Consider the following 22,249-nt stretch of genomic DNA (forward strand, 5'->3'; position numbering starts at 1 on the left):
CATCGCGGACGCCACCGACGACGTGAGGATGTCGCGGTTGTACACGTGCATCAGCTCGTGCCCGAGCACGCCGCGCAGCTCCCGCTCGTCGAGCGTGGCCGTCACGCTGACCGCCGGACGAGCTGTGGCGCTTGCCCGTCTCGCCGAGGTCCTCGAGCTCCTCGGCCTCCAGGCCGCCCAGCTGCTGCTTGCTCTTCGGCAGGCGGCCCTTGGTGCCCTCGGGGATGCCCAGGTCGGAGAAGAGGTGCGGCGAGCTCGAGTACGTCTCGACCGGCTCCGGGAACCCGAGGTTGAGGGTGCGGTCGATGAGCTGCCAGCGGGGCACGTCGTCCCAGTCGACGAACGTCACCGCGGTGCCCTGCTTGCCCGCGCGGCCGGTGCGGCCGATGCGGTGCAGGTAGGTGCGCTCGTCCTCGGGGCACTGGTAGTTGACGACGTGCGTGACGTCGTCGACGTCGATGCCGCGCGCCGCGACGTCCGTCGCGACGAGGACGTCGATGTGGCCGTGCCGGAACGCGCGCAGGGCCTGCTCGCGCGCGCCCTGGCCGAGGTCGCCGTGGATGGCGCCGGCCGCGAAGCCGCGGTCGCGCAGCTCGTCGGACACCTTCGCCGCGGTGCGCTTGGTCCGGGCGAACACGATGGTGCGGCCGCGGCCCTCGGCCTGCAGCAGGCGGGCGAGCACCTCGACCTTGTCCAGCGCGTGGGCGCGGTAGACGACCTGGCGCGTGTTCTTCACGGTCGCGCCGTCGTCGTCCGGCTCCGCCGCGCGGATGTGCGTGGGCTGCGACATGTAGCGGCGGGCCATCGAGACGACCGGGCCGGGCATCGTCGCGCTGAACAGCATGGTGTGCCGCACCGCGGGCGTGCGGGCGAGGATCTTCTCGACGTCGGGCAGGAAGCCCAGGTCGAGCATCTCGTCGGCCTCGTCCAGCACGACCGTGGCCGCGCGGGTGAGGTTGAGGTGGCCCTGGTTGAGCAGGTCGACCATGCGGCCCGGCGTGCCGACGACGACCTCAACTCCGCTGTTCAGCATGTCGATCTGCGGCTCGTACGCGCGCCCGCCGTAGATCTGCGCGATGCGCACGGAGCGCTTCTTCGAGGCGGTGGCGAGGTCGTTCGCGACCTGCACCGCGAGCTCGCGGGTCGGCGCGACGACGATCGCCTGCGGCTTGCCGGGGGCGGGCAGCTCGTCGTAGCCGGGCTCGCCGGGCGCGACGACGCGGTGCAGCAGCGGCACGCCGAAGCCGAGGGTCTTGCCCGTGCCGGTCTTCGCCTGGCCGATGATGTCGTGCCCCTGCAGGGCCACCGGCAACGTCATCGCCTGGATGGGGAACGGGTGGGTGATGCCGGACTCGCGCAGGGCCTCGACGATCTCGGGGCGCACCCCGAAGTCCGCGAAGGAGACGTCCTGCGCCTGGATGGCGGCGGGGGTGGAGTAGTCGGGCTCGCCGGTGGCGGGAGCCGTGGGGGCCGCGGTGGCGGCGGGTTCGGTCGTGGTCACGGGTACCTTCGTCTGCTCGTCGGCGCACGCGAACCGGGCTCCCGATCGGGCCGGAGGTCCGGCGACGGGCCGTGTTCGGGTCGCAAGGAGCGCCGAGGTGGTCGGCAGCCGATCGCGGAAGAACGTCGCTCAGGCTCGGCGGGGATCCCGCCGGGCCGCTGCGGTCGAGTCAGTGGATTGAGACCCATGGCGTGACGACCGGGCAACCGAAGTACACGACCATGGTACGCGACGGGTGCCCGGCCGGGGTGTGACGTGGCCGGTCGCCTTATCCTGAGGCGCGTGGACCAGCAGCCGAGCACCCCGGACCCCGCCCTGACGACGCTCGTGGGGCTCGCGGCCTACACGGGGCTGGCGGCGTTCGGGCTGCTCGCGGCGCGGTCGGTCGACGCTCCGGACCTCGGCGCCCGGCAGACGCTGGCGATCGCGGCGGGCGAGGCGCTGGAGCGCCAACAGAGGCTGCTCGACCTCGTCGGCGTGCCGGGGCCGGAAGGCTCGGCCGCGGTGATGACGCCGTTCGACGGCGCACTGGCCGACTTCGACGCCCGCACCACCCCGTCCGGCTGGGCGGAGGGCCTGCTCAAGAGCGTCGTCGGGCTCGGCGTCGCGCAGGACCTGTGCCGCGAGCTCGCGGCGGGCCTGCCCGACGGCGCGGCGGGCTTCGTGGCCGCCGTGGGCGAGCCGCGCACCGACGACCCCGCGACCGCCGTGCTCGCAGGGGCCGCCGCGGCGGACGGCGTGCTCGCCTCTCGCCTGGCGCTGTGGGGGCGTCGCGTCGTCGGCGAGGCGCTGGGGCTCGTCCCCGTGCTGCTCGCGGCGCACCCGCCGCTGGCCGCGCTGGCCGCCCGCGCTCGGGCGGCCAGCGACGACGGCGGCGCGTCCGCGCAGGCGTGGCTCGTCTCGCGGCTCACCGCCGAGCACACGCGCCGGATGGACCGCCTGGGTCTCGCGGCCTGACGCGCGTCAGAGGGCCCCGAAGCCGACCCTCGGCTGCTCGGTGGAGCCCACCTCGACGTACCCGATCGTCGCGGTCGGCACCAGGATCGTGCGGCCGCGCGAGTCCGTCAGCTCGAGGACGCCGCCGTCGGCGATCGCCCCGCGCACCGCGGCGGTCACGTCCTCCGCCGTCTGGTCGGTCTCGACGACCAGCTCGCGGGCCAGGTTCTGCACACCGATCGTGATCTCCACGTTGTCTCCTTCGCGAGCCGCGCCGGTCGTGCCGACGCGCGTCTGTCGGCCGTGCGGCCGTCTGTCGTTCCCGGTCACCCGGACGTCCCGTCGATCCTAGCCACCGCCAGGCACCGGGACGGGCACGGGGCGCGTTTGTCAGCGGAGGGTGAAACCGGCGCGTCGCGGGCCCGCGGGACCGGCCGTCGGTGGGGCTGTCGGTGGGGCATGGTCGAATCGGTCCCGTGACGTCAGCAGCCCCTCCCGCCGTGCGCCTCGTGGTGCCGGAGCCCGCCGAGGTCGCGAGCGCCGACGTCGTGCTGGACGCGACGCAGGAGGCCGCGGTCGCGGCCGCCCTCGAGGGCGACGTCACGCTCGTGGTCGGCGCGCCCGGGACGGGGCGGACGACGGTCGCGACGTCGGTGGCGGTGCGGGCGATGTGCGACGACGACGGCGCTGCGGGTGTCGACCCGTCGCGCGTGCTGGTGCTCGCGGCGTCGCGCCGGTCGGCGGCGCGGCTGCGCGACGAGGTGACGGCGCGCGCGGGCCGGACGGTCGGGGCACCGATGGTGCGCACGCCCGCGTCGGCGGCGTTCGCGGTGCTGAGGTCGCGCGCGGCGGCGCACGGTGACGCGGCGCCCACGCTGGTCTCCGGCCCGGAGCAGGACCTCGTGCTGGCCGAGCTGCTCGACGGGCATCTCTTGGGAGAGGGGACCGACCTCGCGCTTCCGCCGGGGCTGCCCGAGGAGTCGCTCGGCCTGCGCGGGCTGCGGCAGGAGCTGCGCGACCTGCTCATGCGTGCGGCGGAGCGCGGGCTCGGCCCGGTGGACCTCGACGAGCTGGGGCGGCGCCACGACCGACCGGAGTGGGTGCTCGCGGCGCAGCTGTACGAGGAGTACCTGGACGTCACGACGCTGCGGCTCGGCACCCCCGACGCGGGCGCGCGGTACGACCCGGCGGGAGTGATCGACGAGGCGGCGCACGCCCTCGCGGGCTGGGACGACGAGCTGCCGGACGTGCCGCGGCCGTCGTGGGACCTCGTCGTCGTCGACGACTACCAGGAGGCGACCGTCGCCACGGCGCGCCTGCTGCACGTGCTGCACGACGCGGGCGCGCGGCTCGTGCTGCTCGCGGACCCGGACTCGGCGGTGCAGGGGTTCCGTGGCGCGTCGCCCGGGCTGGTCGGTCGCGCGGCGGCGCCCGCGCGCGCCGGCGTCGTGGGCGCGTTCGACGCGCGCACCGTCGTGCTGGGCACGGCGTGGCGCCAGCCGGAGGAGCTCCGGGCTGTGACGCGGGCCGTCACGTCGCGCATCGCGACCGTCTCCGGCGCGCTGCATCGTGGCGCCGGGCCGCGCCCGGCCGCGGTCGACCGGGCCGAGCCGGTCGACACCGCTGACGTCGGCGGCGAGCGGGGAGCGGAGGACCTGTCCAGGGACGCGTCGGCGCTCTCGCCGGAGGCGGCCCCGGCCACGACGGCGGAGGGACCGGGGCGTGCGGGCGCGAAGGCCCCCGCGGGCGACGGCGGCACGGAAGAGACCCCGGGCGGCGTGCAGGTCGCGGTGCTCGCGGGCCCCGCGCAGGAGGCGGCGTTCGTGGCGCGGGAGCTGCGCGCGGAGCACCTGCTGCACGGCACGCCGTGGGAGCGGATGGCGGTGGTCGCACGCAGCGGCGACCGCCTGGCGTCGCTGCGACGCGACCTCGTCGCGGCGTCGGTGCCGGTGGCGCTGCTCGGCTCCGACCTGCCGCTGCGCGACGAGCCTGCGGCGTCGCCCCTGCTGGCGGCCCTGCGGGTGTGCGCCGCGGGCGGCGGCGTCGACCGGCTCATCGCGGACGAGCTGGGGGAGCCCGGGGTCGGCTCGGCGCTCGACCCGGAGACCGCGGCGCTGCTGCTCACCTCGCCGGTGGGCGGGCTCGACGCCGTGGCGCTGCGCCGCCTGCGACGCGCGCTGCGGGCGGAGGAGCTGTCGGGCGGTGGCGGGCGGTCGTCGGACGCGCTGCTCGTCGAGGTGCTGGACGACCCGGCGCGGGCGGAGACCCTCGCGGCGCCGGTGCGACGCGGCCCGGTCGCCGTCGCGCGGGTGCTGGCCGCGGGCCGGGCGGCGGCCGGCGAGCCGGGTGCCACGGCGCAGACCGTGCTGTGGGCGGTGTGGGCGGCCACCGGGCTCGCGGACCGGTGGCGCGACCAGGCGTTGGCGGGCGGCCCCGCCGGGGCGCGCGCGGACCGCGACCTGGACGCCGTCCTCGCCCTGTTCCGCGCCGCGGAGACCTACGTGGACCGCATGCCCGGCGCACCCGTCGCCGCCTTCGTCGACTACCTCGCGTCGCAGGACCTGCCCGCCGACTCCCTGGCCGCGTCCGCCGTGGGCGCGCACGCGGTCGAGGCGCTCACCCCGGCGGGCGCGGCGGGGCGCGAGTGGGACGTCGTCGTGGTCGTGGGCGTGCAGGACGGCGTGTGGCCGGACCTGCGGCTGCGTGACTCGCTGCTGGGCTCGCAGGCGCTCGTCGAGCTGCTCGCCGGCCGGTCCGACGACGCCCACGGCATGGGGCCCGAGGCCCGCCGCCAGGTGCTCGCGGACGAGCTGCGGGCGTTCGCCGTCGCGACGTCGCGGGCGCGGCGCCGGCTGGTGGTGACCGCGGTCGAGGACGCCGAGGACGCTCCGTCGGTGTTCCTCGACCTCGTCGCGCCGCCCGACGGCGACCGCACCGACGCGGACGGGCCGGACCCGCGGCGCGTGACCGTGGGCCCGCCGCTCGACCTGCGCGGCGTCGTGGCCGAGGCGCGCGCGACGCTGGTGCGCGAGGCCGGCCACCCGAGCCCGGACGTCCCGGACGACGGGCGACCGGACGGGCCGGCCGGCGTCGCCGCCGCGCTGCTGGCGGACCTGGCCGACGTAGGGGTCGCGGAGGCCGACCCGCGCACCTGGTACGGGGTGGCGACGACGTCGAGCGAGGCGCCGCTGTGGGGGCCGGACGACGTCGTGACGGTCTCGCCGTCCAAGGTGGAGACGGTGAGCACGTGCGCCCTGAAGTGGGCGTTCGAGTCGGCGGGGGCCACGGCGCCCGACGCCACGCACCAGACGCTCGGCACGCTGGTCCACGCGATCGCGGAGGACCTCCCGAAGGCCTCGCTCACGGCGCTGCGCGCCGAGCTCGACCGCCGCTGGCCCGAGCTCGCGCTGCCCGACGGGTGGCCCGCGCGGCAGCTGCGGAACCGGGCCGAGCGGATGATCGAGCGCCTCGCCGCCTACTACGCGGAGGCGGGCGACCCGCTGCTCGTGGAGCCGGACTTCGACCTCACGGTGGGCCGGGCGCGGCTGCGCGGCAAGATCGACCGGGTCGAGGACGCGGGCGACGACGGCGTGGCCGTGGCCGACCTCAAGACCGGCCGCAGCGCGCCCGCCCGGGCGAAGGCCACCGAGCACCCGCAGCTCGGCGCGTACCAGCTCGCAGTGTCCGAGGGTGCCCTCGACCTGCCGCCCGGCACGTCCAGCGCGGGCGCGCGCCTCGTGTACGTCGGGACGCCGACCGTGGGGCCGACGCTGCGCGACCAGCCCGCGCTCCAGGTCGGCGAGGACGGGTCGAGCTGGGCGCGGGCGCTGGTGGAGAGCGCCGCCGACACGATGGCGGCGGGCCGCTTCACCGCGCACGAGAACGACCTGTGCCCGATGTGCCCGGTGCGCCGGTCGTGCCCGGTGCAGCCCGAGGGAAGGAACGTGATCGAGTGACCGGCGACGGCAGCACCGGGCCGGCCGTGCCCGAGCCGCGGCGCGGCGGCCCCGACGGCGACGACCTCGCCGGGACTTTCGCGGACGAGACGTGGGCCGCGCTCGGCGAGCCGGGTCGCGAGGCCGACCTCGGGTTCCCGGAGCTGGCAGGCCTCGGTTCCGGGGGCGTCGGCGCCGCCTCCCCGGACGCCGTGCTGTTCGACGACGCCGTGCTGTTCGACGATGCCGCTCTCCTCGGCGGCGCAGCGGCCGACGGCGGTCCCGGCGCGCCGCGGCCCGCGGAGCCGCGGCTGTCCGCGCGCGACATCGCGGAGCTGCTGGGGCGCCCGTCGCCCACCGACGAGCAGGTCGCGGTCATCGAGGCGCCGCTGGAGCCGGTGCTCGTCGTCGCGGGCGCCGGGTCTGGCAAGACGGAGACGATGGCGGCGCGCGTGGTCTGGCTCATCGCCAACGAGCTCGTGGCGCCCGAGGAGGTGCTCGGGCTGACGTTCACGCGCAAGGCGGCGGCAGAGCTCACCCAGCGCGTGCAGTCCCGTCTCGCGCAGCTCGCCCGCGCCCAGGGCCGCGCGACGTCGGGGCTCGACCTGCTCGCCCGGCCGACGGTCGCGACCTACAACGCGTACGCGGCGTCCCTGGTGGCCGACCACGGGCTGCGGCTCGGCATCGAGCCGGGCTCCCGCCTGCTGGGCGAGGCGAACCAGTGGCAGCTCGCGGCGCAGGTCGTGGAGTCGTGGGCCGACGACCTCGGCACCGACAAGGCGGTGAGCACCGTCACCGGCGCCGTCCTGGCGCTGTCGGGCGAGCTCGGCGAGCACCTCCTGCCCGTGGACGAGGCGCGCGACGCGCTGACCGACGTCGTCGCCCGGCTGGACGCGCTGCCGCTCGGCCCGCGCCAGAAGAAGCGGACCAAGGAGATCCAGGGTCTGATCGACTCGGTGGCGGAACGCACCCGCCTGCTCGACCTCGTCGCGGAGTACCGGCGCCGCAAGCGCGTCGCGGACTCGCTCGACTTCGGCGACCAGATCGCGTTCGCGGCGGAGCTCGCACGGTCGGTGCCCGCGGTCGGCGCGACGGAGCGCTCCCGGTTCCCCGTGGTGCTGCTCGACGAGTACCAGGACACGTCGTACGCCCAGGTGGAGCTGCTGGCGGGGCTGTTCGGCGGCGGGCACGCCGTGACCGCCGTGGGCGACCCGCACCAGTCGATCTACGGCTGGCGGGGTGCCTCGGCGTCGGGGCTGGCCCGCTTCGGCGAGCGGTTCCGGACCCGCGCCGGCGCGCCGGCGGCCGTGCGCTTCCTGAGCACGTCGTGGCGCAACGACGCGGCCGTGCTGGCGGCCGCGAACGTCGCCGCGGCGCCGCTGCGCGAGCGCGCGCGGCACACCGGCGCGGGCGTGGACGTGCCGCCGCTCGACCTGCGTCCCGGCGCGGGGGCGGGCGTCGTGCGCGCGCACGTCGCCGCGACGAGCGACGAGGAGGCGGAGGCGGCCGCGGAGTTCGTCGCGGCACGCTGGCGCCGCGCGACCCGTCGCGACGGCTCCGACCGCGTGACGGCCGCGGTGCTCTGCCGGGCGCGGTCGCAGTTCGCGGCGGTCGAGGTCGCGCTGCGGCGCCGCGGCCTGCCCGTCGAGGTCGTCGGTCTGGGCGGCCTGCTGTCCACGCCGGAGGTGGTGGACGTCGTCGCGTTGCTCGAAGCCGTGCACGACCCGTCGCGGGGCGACTCGCTGCTGCGGCTGCTCACCGGGCCGCGGGTCAACCTCGGCGCTGCCGACCTGCACGCCCTCGGCTCGTGGGCGTCCGACCTGGCGCGGGCCGACGGCGCCCGGCCGGTCGATCATGCCGCCGCACGGGAGGAGGCGCCGGGGGAGGACGACGGCGACGCGCCCGTGGTCGTCGAGGGCGACGTCGTGGACCACCGCTCGATCGTCGACGCGCTCGACGACCTGCCGGCGCCGGGCCGGGCCGCCCGAGACGGGCGCATCCTGTCCGCCGCGGGCCACGGCCGGCTGGCCGCCCTGGCCCGCCTGCTGCGCGAGCTGCGGGGCCTCACCTACCTCTCCCTGCCGGAGCTCGTGGTGGCGGCCGAGCGCGCGCTCGGCCTCGACGTCGAGGTCGCCACGGCGCAGGTGCTCGCGGACACGCTCACCCCGGTCGTCGGCGTCGGGAACGGCCCCGGCGGCGGGGCGGCCGCCGGCGTGAGCCTGCGCGGGCGGGAGCACCTCGACGCGTTCCGCGACGTCGCCGCGAGCTTCGCGCAGTCCGCCGACGTCGCGACCCTCGGCGCGTTCCTCGCCTGGCTCGGTGTCGCCGGCGACCAGGAGCGCGGCCTCGACATGCCGGTCCGCGAGCCAGACCCGGACGCCGTCCAGGTCATCACGGCGCACGCGGCGAAGGGCCTGGAGTGGGACGTCGTCGCGGTGCCCGGACTCGTCGACGGGGTGTTCCCCAGCCAGGCCGAGTCGTCGCAGGGGCGCCTGGACGGCGGCTGGCTCACCGACGTCTCCGCCCTGCCGTACCACCTGCGCGGCGACGCGCCCGACCTGCCCGAGTTCAGCTGGGCGGAGGCCGCCGACACCAAGGACCTCGCCGCCCGGCGCGACCAGTTCCGCGCGGACAGCGGCGCGCACCGCCTCGCCGAGGAGCGGCGGCTCGCCTACGTCGCGTTCACGCGTGCCCGCCGGGAGCTCTTTCTCACCGGGCACTGGTGGGGCACCGGCAGCACCCCGCGGCGCGTCTCGCCGTTCCTCGCGGAGCTCGTCGAGGCCGGGGTGGTCGACGCCGGCGGCTGGGCGGGCCAGCCCGACCCCGCGGCGGGCAACCCGCGCGACGCCGTGGAGCACGCCGCGCCGTGGCCCCCGCCCGAACGGTCCACAGGGTCGGCGACGGGGTCGGCGGACGACGCCGAGCCCGATCCGGCGGCGGACGCACGGCCCGGACCGGGCGGCGAAACGGACCCGACGCCGCGCGACGTGCTGCGCGCGTCGGCGGCCCGGGTCGAGGCGGCGCGGCACGACCCTGCGAGGCCGGAGGGCGGCGCCCCGACCGGCGTGCTGCGCGACGCGTCGGGGCGCGACCTGGTGCTCCTGGCCCGCACGTTGCTCACGGAGCGCGGCGAGCGCGGGGCGCGGCAGGTCGAGATGCCGGCGCACGTGTCGGCGTCGGGCCTGGTGCGGCTCGCCGGGGACCGAGACGGCTTCGCGCTCCAGCTGCGCCGCCCGGTGCCGCAGGAGCCCACGGTGCACGCCCGCCGCGGCACGCACTTCCACGAGTGGGTGGAGCGGTTCTTCACGTCGTCGTCCCTGGTCGACGTCGACGACCTGCCCGGCGCGGAGGACGGCGAGATCGCCCCCGACGTCGACCTGGAGACGCTGCGCCAGCGCTTCACGGAGTCGGAGTGGGCGTCCCGCACGCCGCTCGCGGTCGAGGTGGACGTCGAGACGCCCGTGGGCGGCGTCATGCTCCGCAGCCGGATCGACGCAGTCTTCCCCGACCCGGGCGCCCCGCCCCCCGGGGAGGGCGAGGCGCCGGCCGTCGTCGTCGTGGACTGGAAGACCGGGCACGAGCCGCGCGACGCGGCCGCGCGCTCGGCCCGCGAGGTGCAGCTCGCCGTCTACCGGCTCGCGTGGTCCCGCTACACGGGGCTGCCGGTCGACAGGGTGTCCGCCGCGTTCGTCTACGTCGCGAGCGGCACCACCGTGCGCCCCCGCCGCCTGCTCGACGAGGCCGAGCTGGAGGCGCTGGTGCGCGGCGCGCGGTAGCGGCGGGCGGTCGTCACCAGCGGTAGTCGAGGAACTTCCCGTCGAGGGTCACGACCACCCGGTCGCCGTCCGGGTGCGGACGGCGGGCGATGTCCACCTGGAAGTTGATCGCCGACATGATGCCGTCGCCGAACTCCTCGTGGATGAGCTCCTTGAGCGCCGGCCCGTACACGGCCAGCGCCTCGGTGAAGCGGTAGATCGTCGGGTCGGTGAGCACCGCCTCGTCACGCACGCGGTAGGGCTGCAGCCGCAGGGCCTCGGCGACGTCCTCGCCCAGGCCGAGGAGCGTGCACGCCGCGGACGCCTGGTCCGCCGTCATCGGGTGGTTGCCGAGCAGGGCGGCCGTCGTCCAGACGACCGGGGCGCCGACCTTGTCGGCGATCTCCTGCCAGGTGAGGCCGGAGCGCAGGCGGGCGGTGACGACCTGCTCGGCCGCGGCGGCCTTGGTCATGATCGGGTCCACGGGTGTCCCTTCGTCGGGTGATCTCGGTGCGGGCGGTGCGTGGAGCGCGGTCAGCCGACCGGCGTGGCCACGCGCTCCTCGGCGACGGCCGCGGGCGCGGGCCGACGACGCTCGGGCCGGGTGCGGTAGTGCGTGAGGTACAGGGGCAGGCCGACGAACGTCAGGCCGCCGACGAGGTTGCCGAGCACGGTCGGGATCTCGTTCCAGACCAGGTAGTCCATGACGGTGAAGTCGCCGCCGAGCAGCAGGCCCGAGGGGAACAGGAACATGTTCACCACGGAGTGCTCGAAGCCCATGTAGAAGAACAGGAACACGGGCATCCACATCACGACGGCCTTGCTGATCGTGTCCTTCGACATGAGGAACGCGACGACGCCCGTGGAGACCATCCAGTTGCACAGCACGCCGCGCACGAACAGCGTGAGCATGCCGGCGGCGCCGTGGTCGGCGTACCCGACGGTGCGCCCCTCGCCGATGTGCCCGATGGCCTGCCCGATCTCGTTGGGCGGCGTGGAGAACCCGTAGGTGAAGGTGATCGCCATGAGCACGGCCACCATGAACGCGCCGGCGAAGTTGCCGCAGAACACGAGGCCCCAGTTGCGCCACATGCCGGCCCAGGTGGCTCCGGGACGGCGGGCGATGACGGCGAACGGCACCAGCGTGAAGACGCCGGTGAGCAGGTCGAAGCCCATCAGGTACAGCATGATGAAGCCGATCGGGAAGAACACGGCCCCGAGCAGCGGGTTGCCGGTGTTCGTCGAGATGGTCACCGCCATGGCGGCGGCCAGCGCGAGGATGGCCCCGCCCATGAACGAGCGGATGAGGGTGTCCCGGGTGGACATGAACAGCTTCTTCTCGCCGGTGGCGATCATCTGCGAGACGAAGTCCTGCGGCATCACGTACGACATGGCGGACCCTTCGGCGGGAGTGGAGGCGCTGGTGTGCCGCCGAGTCTCGTCGCCGGAGGTTGTGCCCACGTCGCCGGGATGTTCAGGTCGTGTTTCGGCTCGGCCGGGGGCGATGTGCCCGCGGTTTCCTCGACCTCGCAGCGGCGCGCGGGGGCCGGTGAGGCCGGATCAGGCGGGGGCGTCCTCGCGGGTGGCCTCGTCCAGGTCGGCCAGCATCGCCTCGGCGTCGGCGACGACGTCGTCCAGGCCGCGGCGGACGCCGTGCAGGAGCCAGCGGGCCAGGGCCAGCTCGCCCACGAGCAGCGCGCGGTCGACGAGACGCGCGTCGTGCAGCTCGGTGCGCCGCAGCTGGTAGGCCTCCATGATCGAGTCCACGGCGTCCGGCGGGGCGGCGACGAGCAGCCAGGCGAGGTCGTCGGCCGGGTCGGCCACGCGGGCGTCGGACCAGCCGCTGATCGCGGTGACGCGGCCCCCGGTGACGAGCATCTGGTCGGTGGCGAGGTCGCCGTGCACGACGACGGGCTGGAACCGCCACAGCGCCACGTCCTCGAGGGCGGCCTCCCACCGCCGCAGCAGCGTGGGCGGCACCTTGCCGGTCGCGGCTGCTTCGTCGAGCTCGACGAGGCGGCGCTCGCGGTACTCGGCGGCGGTGTACGACGGCAGCCCGCAGGACTCCACGACCGACGCGGGCAGCTCGTGCACCGCGGCGAGCGTGCGGCCCAGGTCGGCGGCGAGGCCCGGCCCGGGGCGCAGGGCGTCGAGGTCGAGGGCCGTGCCCGTCACGTGCCGATGCACGACGGCGCGCCCGCCCTCGGGCAGCAGGGCGAAGCCTGCCACCTGCGGCACGGTGAAGGGCAGCACGCCGGCGTCGACGTACAGGTGGAGCGCCTCGAGAAGCTCGGTCTCGGCCTCGAGGGCGGCGCCGGCCATGGTGGTGCGGGGCGCGCGCACGAGCCAGTCGACGCCGTCGTCGGCCGTGACGACGGCGACGTCGTAGTCGCCCGGGAGCTCCTCGGGGCGGACCGAGCGGGCGTCCAGGCCCGGGACGGCGGCCGTCGCGAGGGCGGCGAGGGCGAGCGGACTGCGTGGCACCCGCCCACCGTAGACGGTGCCGGGGCGTGCCCGGGAGCACCGCGGCGCGCGTGTCCGCCGTCGTCCCGCCCGGCGCTCGGGCGCGGCCGCCGCGGGTACCGTCGAGGCGTGACGACCCCCTTCGCGATCCCGGACCTCTCCTACACCCGCGCCACCCACGACCGGGCGGCCGAACGCCGCGGCGAACCCGGGCTGGTCCCGCGGCTGCTGGCCGACCCCGCCACCCGCGTCGTCCTGGTGCTGCGGGGCCGGGTGGCCGTCGACGAAGCGGGCGACCTCGTCCTCGTCGACCTCGCGGACACCGACGGCCTCCCGGCGGAGCCGGAGCGGGCCGACCGTCCGGACGCGCACGTGCCGGGCCATCGCTGGCTGTTCCTCGGCGAGCAGGACGGCGCGGGGCTGCTCGGCCTGGTGCTGCCCGACGAGGCGGACTCCGACGCGGTGGGGATCGAGGGGGTCTCCCCGGCGGCGCCGGCGCCGCGGCTGGCGCGGGAGCACCGCTGGGCCGGGCTGCGCGAGCTGGGCGGGCGGCGCGGGGACGCGCTCGCCGCGGAGGCGGTGGCCCTGGCCGCGTGGCACGCGTCGCACGAGCGCTGCCCGCGGTGCGGCGAGCCGACCGTCGTCGAGCAGGCGGGCTGGGTGCGTCGCTGTGTCACGCAGGACGTCGAGATCTACCCGCGCACGGACCCGGCGGTGATCATGGCGGTCGTCGACGACGCCGACCGGCTGCTGCTCGGCCACGCCGCGCACTGGCCGGAGGGCCGCTACTCGACGCTCGCCGGCTACGTGGAGCCGGGGGAGGGGCTGGAGCAGGCGGTGCGCCGCGAGGTCGCCGAGGAGACGTCGGTCGTCATCGGCGACGGGCCCGGAGACGTCGTCTACCGCGGCAGCCAGCCGTGGCCGTTCCCCGCGTCGCTCGTGCTCGGGTTCCGGGCGCGGGCCGTGGCGACCGACGTCGAGGTGGACGGCGCGGAGGTGACCGCCGCGCGCTGGTTCACCCGCGACGAGCTGGCCGCGGGCGTGCGCGCCGGCGAGGTGGGCCTGCCGGGCCGGCCGTCGATCGCCCGGGCCCTCGTGGAGGAGTGGTTCGGGGAGGAGCTGCCCGGCTGACCGGCAGGCGTCTGACGCGGCGGCGTCAGGCCGCCAGGCGCGACCTCACGTCCAGCAGCGACGGGTTGGTCGCGGCGGTGCCGTCGGGGAAGAGGACGGTCGGGACGGTGCGGTTGCCGCCGTTGACCTGCTCCACGAACTCCGCCGTCCCCGGCTGCTCCTCGATGTCGATCACCGTGTACCCGATGCCCTCGGAGTCGAGCTGGGTGCGCAGCCGGCGGCAGTACCCGCACCACGCGGTCGAGTACATCGTGACGGTGCCCGGTTCGGGGAGCTGCGGGGTGGCGGTGGTCATCGGGTCCTCCTGATCGGGGTGCCGCGTGCGCCTGGGGACGACGGGAGCGGCGTGTCGGCGACGGCTGCGAGAATCGCAGACGATGTCGACCACCACCAACTCCCCGAGCGCCCCGCTTCATCCCGACGCGATCCTCGACGCCCTCGACCCCGAGCAGCGGGACGTGGCGCTGGCCCTCACCGGGCCGGTGTGCGTGCTCGCCGGCGCGGGCACGGGCAAGACGAGGGCGATCACGCACCGCATCGCCTACGGGGTGCGCACCGGCACGTACAAGCCGACGTCGGTGCTCGCGGTGACCTTCACGGCCCGGGCGGCGGGGGAGATGCGTACCCGGCTGCGCGACCTGGGCGTGGTGGGGGTGCAGGCGCGCACCTTCCACGCGGCGGCCCTGCGCCAGCTCGGCTACTTCTGGCCGCGGGTCGTGGGCGGCGCGCCGCCGCGGATCCTCGAGCACAAGGCCCCGGCCGTGGCCGAGGCCGCGCGCCGCGTCGGCGTGAGCGTCGACCGGGTCGCCGTGCGCGACCTGTCGTCCGAGGTCGAGTGGGCCAAGGTGTCGCTCGTCACGGCGGAGGACTACGTCAAGGCGGCGCTCGTCGACGACCGCCCCGCGCCGTCGGGCTACGACCATCAGACGGTCGCCCGCCTCATCACGGCGTACGAGGACGTCAAGACCGAGCGCGGCGTCATCGACTTCGAGGACGTCCTGCTGATGCTCGCGGACATGCTCAACTCCCACCGGCAGGTGGCCGACGAGGTCCGCTCGCAGTACCGGCACTTCGTCGTCGACGAGTACCAGGACGTCTCCCCGCTGCAGCAGTTCCTGCTCGACCAGTGGCTGGGCGACCGCAAGGAGCTCTGCGTGGTGGGCGACCCCTCGCAGACCATCTACTCCTTCACGGGCGCGACGCCGCACTACCTGCTCGACTTCACGCGGACCTACTCCGAGGCCCAGGTGGTCCGGCTGGTGCGCGACTACCGCTCCACGCCGCAGGTCGTGCACCTCGCGAACCAGGTGCTGCGCCGCGGCCGGGTCCCCGGGGCGCTGGAGCTGGTGGCGCAGCGGCCGGCGGGCCCGCCCGCGAGCTTCACGGCGTACGACGACGACGACGCGGAGGCCACGGGGATCGCGGCCCGCGCGGGGCGGCTGATCGCGTCCGGGGTGCGGCCCAGCGAGATCGCGGTGCTGTACCGCACCAACGCGCAGTCGGCGGCGTTCGAGTCGGCGCTCGCGGACGCCGGGATCAGCTATCTCGTCCGCGGGGGCGAGCGGTTCTTCCAGCGCAAGGAGGTGCGCGACGCGATCGTCCTGCTACGCGGCGCGGCGCGGTCGGCCGACCCCGACCAGCCGATGCCCGAGCAGGTGCGCGACGTGCTCACCACCGCCGGGTGGACGGAGCGGCCGCCCGCAACCCGGGGCGCCGCGCGCGAGCGGTGGGAGGCGATGCAGGCGCTCGTCGGGCTGGCCGACGACGTCGCGTCCGCGGCGCCCGAGGACGCGCCGGCCACGATGGCGACACTCGTCGGCGAGCTGGAGGAGCGGGCCTCCGCGCAGCACGCGCCCACCGTGGAGGGCGTGACGCTGGCGTCGCTGCACGCGGCGAAGGGCCTCGAGTGGGACGCCGTCTTCCTCGCGGGGGTGAGCGAGGGCCTCATGCCGATCTCGCTGGCGGAGACCGACGAGGCGGTCGCGGAGGAGCGCCGCCTCCTGTACGTGGGGATCACCCGCGCCCGGGAGCACCTGGAGCTGTCGTTCGCGCGGTCGCGCAACCCGGGCGGTCGGGCCACGCGCAAGCGCACCCGCTTCCTCGACGGGCTGTGGCCGGACGACCCGGCGGACCGGCGCGGACGCGGTCGCGCGGTGCGGGGCCAGGCACGCCAGCAGCTCACCGGCGAGCACGACGTGGCCCTGTTCGACGCGCTGCGCGAGTGGCGGCTGTCGGTGGCGCGCGAGACGGACAAGCCGGCGTTCACCGTGCTGGGGGACGCCACGCTGGCGGCGATCGCGGAGCTCAAGCCGACGTCGGTGGCGCAGCTCGCGCGCGTCAACGGGGTCGGCCCCGCCAAGATCGACCGGTACGGGCAGACCATCCTCGCGATCGTGGCGGAGCAGGCGGACTGACTCGCAGGGGTACGGCACATCCCGTACCCGCCCCGAAGGTGGCCACGCCGCGCACGAGCTGCCCGAGGGCTTCGCCGAGGCGCTCGAGCGGGTCACGACCGACCGCGGCACGGCGATCCGCGAGGACGGGCTGATCACCAAGGCGGAGGTGCAGGACCTGCAGCAGGTCCAGGTGGAATGCCTCGTCGACGAGGGGTTCGACGCGGGCCGCGGCGACGGCGGGCTGCAGGTCCGTGCGGTTCCTGACGGTCTGGACGACGCGGGCGTGGCGGCGGCGGTGGAGGGCTGCCTGGGCGACCTGAGGGTCGTCGGTCCGCTCGAGGCGGCGACGTCGGCGGGGGCCTGAACGGGCCCTGAAAAACTCGGCGAAGAAAAAGTCGAAAAAAGATGTGGCGGCCCGGGCGAGGCCGTCTATGCTCGGAGAGTCCCAGACGGAGTGGCGTCTGCCGAGAGGTGGAGGTCCGAGAGCAGTGAGGAGGTGGGTGCACAAGATGGACACGATGACTCAGATCGTGATGGCGACCGCGTCTGCCGGCGCGCCCGGGTACACGTCTGCCCGTGGCGAGCTCAGCGCCGTTCGTCCGTTCCGCGCGCGCAAGCACGGAGCAGGCAACGCCGATCTCCACATCGCACCCGACTCCGCCTCCTGGAGACATCCGGTCTAGAACCGGATCCAGGCCGCGGAGTCCCCCCGGGACCCGCGGCCTTCGTCTTTCCGCTCAGGGAAGAAGACCTCACCAGGTCGTTCGAGCCGGACCTCTGACTCCAGAGGTCCACCCGCAGGTCCTGAACACCGACGTTCACATCAATACCCAGGACCTGACGGAGGAACTCGTGCGCCTCGCACAGCTGTTGGACGAGCGGCTGCTCGACACGATCCCCCAGGGCGGAAACGGCCCCTGGACCCCGCATCAACCCCTTACCCAGAGCCCGGCCGAGGTGGCCGAGCTCGACCGCCAGTTCGCGGCGCTGCTGCCGTGCCGCACCAACGACCCGGAGCTCTGGTTCGCCGAGCACACCACCCAGGTCGAGGAGGCCAAGGCGCTGTGCCGCGGCTGCCCGCTGCAGGCCGGCTGCCTCGCCGGTGCCCTCGAGCGCCAGGAGCCCTGGGGCGTCTGGGGTGGTGAGGTCTTCGTCGACGGCAAGGTCGTGGCCCGCAAGCGCGGTCGCGGCCGGCCCCGGAAGTCGGAGACCGTCGCAGCATGACCGCGGGAGCCGCCGCCGAGCGGCTTCCGCGGCCCGGCCAAGCAGGCGGAAGTAGTACGACAGAGCGCGAGGTAGTCCGAACCTCGAGGTGGTGCGCCGCCTCGCGAGCCTTCGGACTACCTCGCGCTCTGTCGTACTACCTGGGCAAGGTGGTGCACCCGCAGGCCGGGTGCGGCGCGACCTCCCGCGCGCGGGGCACCGCCTCGGGCAGCGCGACCTCCAGGCACCGCCCCACGGTGGCGGGCGTCGCGCCGTCGAGCAGCGCCAGCACCTGCCCTGCGGCGAGCGCGGCGGCGGTCGCGGCGAGGGTGGTCTCGTGGGCGACCTCGACGGCCGGCCGGCGCGCGAGGTCCGCCACGACGTAGGGCCAGCCGGGGTCCGCATCGGCGGCGTGCCGGTCGCAGCACCCCACGCAGGCCGAGCGGCCGGGCAGCACCAGCGGGCCGACGACGACGTCGGCCTCGCGCACGACGACGGGCAGGTGCGGGACGCCCGCGCCCAGCAGCCGCTCGTAGCGTTCCGGTCGCGCGGCGTGCGCCTCGACGACCACGACGACGTCCGGCAGGCGCGGCTCGTCGCCTGCCGGGACCCGCAGATCGGTGCCCACCCGGAGGCGTGGGTGCGAGGCGGAGAGCCGCGCGGCGGCGGACCGCTCCCGCGGGCGGCCGACGTCGCCGGGCCCATGACCGCCGAGGCCGAGGTCGCCGACCTGGACGGGGTCGCGGTCGTCGAGCACGAGGCTGCCGACGCCGGCCCCGGCAAGGAGGCCCGCCAGGGCCGTCCCGGTGCGGCCGAGGCCGTGCACCCCGACGACGCGCGCGCCGCGCCGGGCGAGGGTGAGCGCGCCGGCGCCGTCGGGGCGCAGGGCGCCCAGCACGGTGGCGTCCGGCGTCCAGTCCGGACCGCCGCCCGCGGGGCCGGGCGGCCGGTCCCCGGCGGTCGCGACGAGGAAGCCGCCGTCGCCCAGTGCGCGCACGATCTGCTCGTGACGCTCGGGGCTCACGCCCCAGTGCCGGGCGCCGCGCTCGAGGGACCGGTGCCTGCGCGCCCCGGCGTCGCGCAGCCAGCGCGCCTCGTGGTCGTCCAGCCCGGACAGGACGAGGCGCCACCGCGGGTCCGTGCCGAGCTGGACCTCGCCGTCGCCGTGGTCGAGGACGGGGGTCGCCGGACGCAGCGCGAGATGAGGGCCCGGCGCGGCGGGCCGGTGGTCGGCGGGTGCCATGCGGCCACCCTGGCACGGGTGCTCGGGACCGGTCGGGCGTCGTCCACAGGCTCCCGGAGCGACCGTCACGGGGCCTCGAGGGCGCCCGGTTCGTGTGTTCTGACACACAAAGTTCACGATTCCCCGGTACCGTCGTGCCGTGGCCCACGACACGATGATGACGTCGGTGGAGGTCCGGCGCAGCCGTCGACGGACCGCCACGGTGAGCGCGTACCGCGACGGCGAGCGCACCGTCGTGGCCATTCCCGCGCGCTTCTCGCGCGCCCAGGAGCGCGAGTGGGTGGCGAAGATGCTCGCGCGGCTCGAGGACAAGGAGCGCCGTCGGCGCCCGTCCGACGCCCAGCTCGTCGAGCGGGCCAAGGAGCTCTCGGAGCGGTATCTGGAAGGTCGCGCCCACCCCACGAGCGTCTCCTGGTCGCCGCACCAGGGCCGGCGCTGGGGGTCGTGCACGCTGGTCGACGGCTCGATCCGGATCTCCACGCGGGTGCAGGGGATGCCCGAGTGGGTGCTCGACTACGTGCTGCTGCACGAGCTGGCGCACCTGTTGCACGCCGGGCACGGCCCCGCCTTCTGGCAGCTCCTCGACGCTTATCCGCGCACCGACCGGGCGCGCGGCTTCCTCGAGGGCGTGTCGTTCGTCCAGGACGACGGCGGCGCGACGCCCGCGCTCGCCGACGACCCGTCCGCCGCCGGCTGAGCCCGGCGGGACCCCGCCGGGACCGCCGGTACCGGCTCAGGTCCGGCTCAGGAGGAGGGCCGCTCCCCGTCCTCGCCCGCAGGCCCGTCCGAGCCTTCCGCACCCGAACCCGCACCCGAACCCGAATCGTCCGTCCCCGCATCCTCGCTGCGCGGCCGGTCCGTGCCTGCCTGGTCCGCGGCGTCGAAGATCTGCGCCAGCGCGGCGTCGACGTCGGACTGCTCCTCCGCCTGCTCCTGGCGGCGCGTGAAGTAGCCGGCGGGGTCGTCGAGGTCGGCGGTGCCCGGCAGCAGGTCGGGGTGCTCCCAGACGGCGTCGCGGGCCTCGGGGCCGCCCTCGGCCAGGACGTGCGCGAAGAGCGCGGTGGCGTCCCGCGAGCGGCGCGGGCGCAGCTCGAGCCCGACGAGCGTGGCGAAGGTGTGCTCCGCGGGGCCACCCGCCGCGCGGCGGCGCCGGATCATCTCGCGCAGCGGGTAGGTGTGCGGCAGGTGGGGGAGCGCCGCGGTCGCGGCGACCTCCGTGACCCAGCCCTCGACGAGCGCGAGCGCGGTCTCGAGGCGCAGCAGCGTGGCCTCCTGCTCGGGGGTGTGCTGCAGGCCGAAGACGCCGCCGGTCAGTGCGCCGCGGAGGGCCTCGGGATCGCTGGGGTCGATGTCCCGCACCTGCTGCTCGAGCACGTCCAGGTCGATGGTGATGCCGCGCGCGTACTGCTCGACGAGCCCGTGCAGGTGCGCCGCGAGCCACGGGACGTGCGTGAACAGGCGGGCGTGGGCCGCCTCGCGCAGCGCGAGGAAGTGGCGCACCTCCTCCAGCGGGGCGTCGAGCCCGTCGGCGAACGCGGTGACGTTGGTGGGCAGGAGCACCGTGGCGGGCTCGGACAGCAGCGGGACGCCGACGTCGGTGGCGCCGAACACCTCGCGCGAGAGGGTGCCGGCGGCCTGCCCCACCTGCATGCCGAAGACGGCCGACCCGAGGCGGCGCATCATCTGGGCAGGATCGAACGCGCCGCCGCCCAGCGCGCCGGCGGGCAGGCCCGCGAGGCCCGGCATGCCCAGCGCGTCGTCGCCGAGGTCCCCGGGGAGCTGGTCGCGCAGCACGGTGGCGAGGGCGTCGGCGACGGACGTCGCGACGGGTGCCACCAGCCGGTTCCAGGCGGGCAGGGTCGCCTCGACCCACTCCGAGCGGCTCCACGCGTGCGCGCGACCGCCGGCGGGCGGCAGGTCGGTCACGGCGTCGAGCCACAGCTCCGCCACGCCGAGGGCGTCGGTCGCGGCCTTCGCCTGGCCGCCCGTGAGCGACGGGTCGCCCTCGGCGACCGCCACCTGGCGTGCGATGTCGTGCGCGACGTCCGTGTTGACCGGGCCGTCGCCGGACGCCGACAGCAGCCGCTGCACCTGCGCGAGGACGTGCTGCATCGTCGCCGGGTCGGGCGTGCCGGCGCCCGGCATGCCCGCGAGCGCGGCCGGGTCGATGCCCTGCGCGCGCATCTGGGCGAGGACCTCGTCGGTGCGGTCGCCGAAGAAACCCTCCAGCATCGAGCGCAGCATGCGCTCGCGCTCCTCGGCACCCTCGGGGTCGTCGGGAAGGTTGCTCATGCGGAGGCTCCTCGGCTGGGCGGTGGAGGGACGCGGTCGTGGGGACGCCCGCGACGGCGGCCGTCGGTCGACGGGTTCACCGTAACCACCGACGACGTCCGGCCGGGCCGTGGGGTTCCGGCGGTTCGCTCTGGGCGCAGATCTCCCGGGGGACCCTGATCGGGGCCGCGCCGCCCGGGCGCACGCCCAGGAACGTCGGCGATGATGTGCCGGTGACCTTCGACCGCGACATCCTCGCGCCCGACGACCCGTCGTCGCCCGACGAGGCGACGCTCCCGGCCGCGCGCGCGTCGCGACGCAGCGTGACGCTCGGCGTCTCCCTCCTGGTGACGGCGCTCCTCGCCGCCGTGCTCCTGGTGCTCCCGACGCCGTACGCCATCCGCGCCCCCGGGCCCACGGAGGACACGCTCGGTCTGCAGGGCGAGGACGTGCAGGGCGGCTCGGGCGAGACGTCGAGCGGGGGCAAGAGCGCCACGGCGAAGCCGGTCGTCGAGATCGAGGGCGCCGAGACCTACGACGTCACGGGCGAGCTGCGTCTCACGACCGTGTCGGTCTACGGCGGCCCCGGTGGCGACGTCCTGCTGGGGGACGTGCTGTGGGGCTGGGGCTCGCGCGAGCGCTCGGTGCAGCCGGTCGAGTCGATCTTCCCGGAGCAGACCACGCGGGAGCAGCAGCAGGAGGTCGGTCAGGCGCAGATGGCGGGGTCCGAGTCGGCCGCGACCGTCGCCGCGCTGACGGAGCTGGGGTACGAGGTGCCCGCCACGCTCACGGTGGCCGGCGTCGTGCCGGACTCGGGCGCCGACGGCGTCGTCGAGCCGGGGGACGTGGTGCGCAGCATCGACGGGCAGGAGATCACGACGCACCAGGACCTCCTCGCAGGCCTGGACGACGTGACCCCGGGCGACGACGTCACGCTGGGCGTCGAGCGCGACGGCGAGGTGCAGGACCTCACGGTGACGACGTCGGAGGGTGACGGACGGGCGGCGCTCGGGGTGCTCCTCGACCCGAAGTACGCGTGGCCCGTCCACGTGACGATCCGGCCGGGCGACATCGGCGGGCCGAGCGCGGGGACGATGTTCGCGCTGGCGATCATCACGAAGATGACGCCGGAGGACGAGCTGGACGGCGCGCACGTCGCGGGCACCGGCACGATGAGCGTGGACGGCCGCGTCGGGCCGATCGGCGGCATCCAGCAGAAGCTCTTCGGCGCGGTCGACGACGGCGCCGACTGGTTCCTCGCCCCGGCCGACAACTGCGACGAGGTCGTGGGGCACGTCCCCGACGGCCTGCGCGTGGCCCGGGTGGCGACCCTCGACGACGCGCGGGAGGCGATCGAGGCGATCGGCGCGGGCAAGGGCGACGACCTGCCGACGTGCTCGTGACCGGCCTGTGAT

17 protein-coding genes and 1 pseudogene are annotated in these 22,249 nt (G+C 75.9%); 9 read left to right on the forward strand and 9 right to left on the reverse strand.

The window, feature by feature from the left end:
• On the reverse strand, positions 1-105 hold a 105-nt coding region (locus ABZ493_RS16750; RefSeq protein ID WP_430583330.1), incomplete at its 3' end, for a M48 family metalloprotease.
• Positions 106-118: 13 nt separating this feature from the next.
• Positions 119-1,420 (reverse strand): annotated as a pseudogene (locus tag ABZ493_RS16755) (DEAD/DEAH box helicase); the annotation flags it as partial.
• Between the two features lie 363 nt (positions 1,421-1,783).
• Here ABZ493_RS16755 and ABZ493_RS16760 point away from each other — a divergent pair.
• Positions 1,784-2,458: a ferritin-like fold-containing protein gene (locus ABZ493_RS16760; protein WP_430583286.1), complete on the forward strand. Its 675-nt coding sequence runs from the start codon at positions 1,784-1,786 to the stop codon at positions 2,456-2,458.
• Positions 2,459-2,464: 6 nt separating this feature from the next.
• On the opposite strand, the gene ABZ493_RS16765 is transcribed toward ABZ493_RS16760, so the two are convergent.
• Positions 2,465-2,689, reverse strand: a complete 225-nt coding sequence (locus ABZ493_RS16765; RefSeq protein WP_430583287.1) for a DUF3107 domain-containing protein — start codon at positions 2,687-2,689, stop codon at positions 2,465-2,467.
• A 224-nt stretch (positions 2,690-2,913) separates the two neighbouring features.
• Here ABZ493_RS16765 and ABZ493_RS16770 point away from each other — a divergent pair, with 224 nt between their 5' ends.
• Both ABZ493_RS16770 and ABZ493_RS16775 read left to right on the forward strand, forming a co-directional pair.
• Positions 2,914-6,393, forward strand: coding sequence for a PD-(D/E)XK nuclease family protein (locus ABZ493_RS16770; RefSeq protein ID WP_430583288.1), 3,480 nt, complete (start codon positions 2,914-2,916; stop codon positions 6,391-6,393).
• Positions 6,390-10,148 carry a UvrD-helicase domain-containing protein gene (locus ABZ493_RS16775; RefSeq protein ID WP_430583289.1) on the forward strand — a complete coding sequence of 1,253 codons (3,759 nt, stop codon included), beginning with the start codon at positions 6,390-6,392 and terminating at the stop codon, positions 10,146-10,148. Before ABZ493_RS16770 ends, ABZ493_RS16775 begins: the two co-directional genes overlap by 4 nt.
• A 13-nt stretch (positions 10,149-10,161) precedes the next feature.
• Here the strand turns inward: ABZ493_RS16775 and cynS are convergent, their stop codons facing one another.
• The 3 genes from cynS to ABZ493_RS16790 all read right to left on the reverse strand — a co-directional run bounded on the left by cynS (position 10,162) and on the right by ABZ493_RS16790 (position 12,611).
• The gene (cynS, locus tag ABZ493_RS16780; protein ID WP_430583290.1) at positions 10,162-10,599 is read right to left on the reverse strand and encodes a cyanase; all 438 of its coding nucleotides are present in this window, start codon (positions 10,597-10,599) and stop codon (positions 10,162-10,164) included.
• Positions 10,600-10,661: 62 nt separating this feature from the next.
• On the reverse strand, positions 10,662-11,519 hold the full coding sequence (locus ABZ493_RS16785; protein WP_430583291.1) for a formate/nitrite transporter family protein: 858 nt from the start codon (positions 11,517-11,519) through the stop codon (positions 10,662-10,664).
• Between the two features lie 168 nt (positions 11,520-11,687).
• Positions 11,688-12,611, reverse strand: coding sequence for a macrolide 2'-phosphotransferase (locus tag ABZ493_RS16790; protein WP_430583292.1), 924 nt, complete (start codon positions 12,609-12,611; stop codon positions 11,688-11,690).
• 108 nt (positions 12,612-12,719) lie between these two features.
• Here ABZ493_RS16790 and nudC point away from each other — a divergent pair, with 108 nt between their 5' ends.
• Entirely contained in the window at positions 12,720-13,721 is a 1,002-nt protein-coding gene (nudC, locus tag ABZ493_RS16795) for an NAD(+) diphosphatase (protein ID WP_430583293.1), read from the forward strand.
• Positions 13,722-13,746: 25 nt separating this feature from the next.
• On the opposite strand, the gene ABZ493_RS16800 is transcribed toward nudC, so the two are convergent.
• On the reverse strand, positions 13,747-14,016 hold the full coding sequence (locus ABZ493_RS16800) for a mycoredoxin (RefSeq protein WP_430583294.1): 270 nt from the start codon (positions 14,014-14,016) through the stop codon (positions 13,747-13,749).
• 82 nt (positions 14,017-14,098) lie between these two features.
• Here ABZ493_RS16800 and ABZ493_RS16805 point away from each other — a divergent pair, with 82 nt between their 5' ends.
• The 3 genes from ABZ493_RS16805 to ABZ493_RS16815 all read left to right on the forward strand — a co-directional run bounded on the left by ABZ493_RS16805 (position 14,099) and on the right by ABZ493_RS16815 (position 17,341).
• A complete protein-coding gene (locus ABZ493_RS16805) occupies positions 14,099-16,135 on the forward strand; it encodes an ATP-dependent DNA helicase UvrD2 (RefSeq protein ID WP_430583295.1) in 2,037 nt (678 codons plus the stop codon).
• Positions 16,136-16,283: 148 nt separating this feature from the next.
• Positions 16,284-16,481, forward strand: a complete 198-nt coding sequence (locus ABZ493_RS16810) for a hypothetical protein (protein WP_430583296.1) — start codon at positions 16,284-16,286, stop codon at positions 16,479-16,481.
• Positions 16,482-16,969: 488 nt separating this feature from the next.
• Positions 16,970-17,341, forward strand: coding sequence for a WhiB family transcriptional regulator (locus tag ABZ493_RS16815; RefSeq protein WP_429762635.1), 372 nt, complete (start codon positions 16,970-16,972; stop codon positions 17,339-17,341).
• Positions 17,342-17,477: 136 nt separating this feature from the next.
• Here the strand turns inward: ABZ493_RS16815 and ABZ493_RS16820 are convergent, their stop codons facing one another.
• Positions 17,478-18,563: a ThiF family adenylyltransferase gene (locus ABZ493_RS16820; RefSeq protein WP_430583297.1), complete on the reverse strand. Its 1,086-nt coding sequence runs from the start codon at positions 18,561-18,563 to the stop codon at positions 17,478-17,480.
• A gap of 154 nt (positions 18,564-18,717) precedes the next feature.
• Here ABZ493_RS16820 and ABZ493_RS16825 point away from each other — a divergent pair, with 154 nt between their 5' ends.
• On the forward strand, positions 18,718-19,260 hold the full coding sequence (locus tag ABZ493_RS16825) for a M48 family metallopeptidase (protein ID WP_430583331.1): 543 nt from the start codon (positions 18,718-18,720) through the stop codon (positions 19,258-19,260).
• Between the two features lie 47 nt (positions 19,261-19,307).
• On the opposite strand, the gene ABZ493_RS16830 is transcribed toward ABZ493_RS16825, so the two are convergent.
• Positions 19,308-20,855 carry a zinc-dependent metalloprotease gene (locus tag ABZ493_RS16830; protein ID WP_430583298.1) on the reverse strand — a complete coding sequence of 516 codons (1,548 nt, stop codon included), beginning with the start codon at positions 20,853-20,855 and terminating at the stop codon, positions 19,308-19,310.
• A 212-nt stretch (positions 20,856-21,067) separates the two neighbouring features.
• On the opposite strand from ABZ493_RS16830, the gene ABZ493_RS16835 reads away from it, so the two are divergent.
• Positions 21,068-22,237: a PDZ domain-containing protein gene (locus ABZ493_RS16835; RefSeq protein WP_430583299.1), complete on the forward strand. Its 1,170-nt coding sequence runs from the start codon at positions 21,068-21,070 to the stop codon at positions 22,235-22,237.
• Positions 22,238-22,249 lie beyond the last annotated feature (12 nt).

Origin of the sequence: Isoptericola sp. NPDC019482 (assembly GCF_040632295.1) — a bacterium.
In the GTDB taxonomy this organism is placed as follows: Bacteria; Actinomycetota; Actinomycetes; order Actinomycetales; family Cellulomonadaceae; genus Isoptericola.

Excerpts from the sequence above, each read along its gene's own strand:
- cynS (WP_430583290.1), bottom strand. The coding sequence starts at position 10,599 with ATGACCAAGGCCGCCGCGGCCGAGCAGGTCGTCACCGCCCGCCTGCGC.
- ABZ493_RS16785 (WP_430583291.1), bottom strand. The coding sequence starts at position 11,519 with ATGTCGTACGTGATGCCGCAGGACTTCGTCTCGCAGATGATCGCCACC.
- ABZ493_RS16800 (WP_430583294.1), bottom strand. The coding sequence starts at position 14,016 with ATGACCACCGCCACCCCGCAGCTCCCCGAACCGGGCACCGTCACGATG.
- ABZ493_RS16805 (WP_430583295.1), top strand. The coding sequence starts at position 14,099 with ATGTCGACCACCACCAACTCCCCGAGCGCCCCGCTTCATCCCGACGCG.
- ABZ493_RS16820 (WP_430583297.1), bottom strand. The coding sequence starts at position 18,563 with ATGGCACCCGCCGACCACCGGCCCGCCGCGCCGGGCCCTCATCTCGCG.
- ABZ493_RS16825 (WP_430583331.1), top strand. The coding sequence starts at position 18,718 with ATGATGACGTCGGTGGAGGTCCGGCGCAGCCGTCGACGGACCGCCACG.
- ABZ493_RS16830 (WP_430583298.1), bottom strand. The coding sequence starts at position 20,855 with ATGAGCAACCTTCCCGACGACCCCGAGGGTGCCGAGGAGCGCGAGCGC.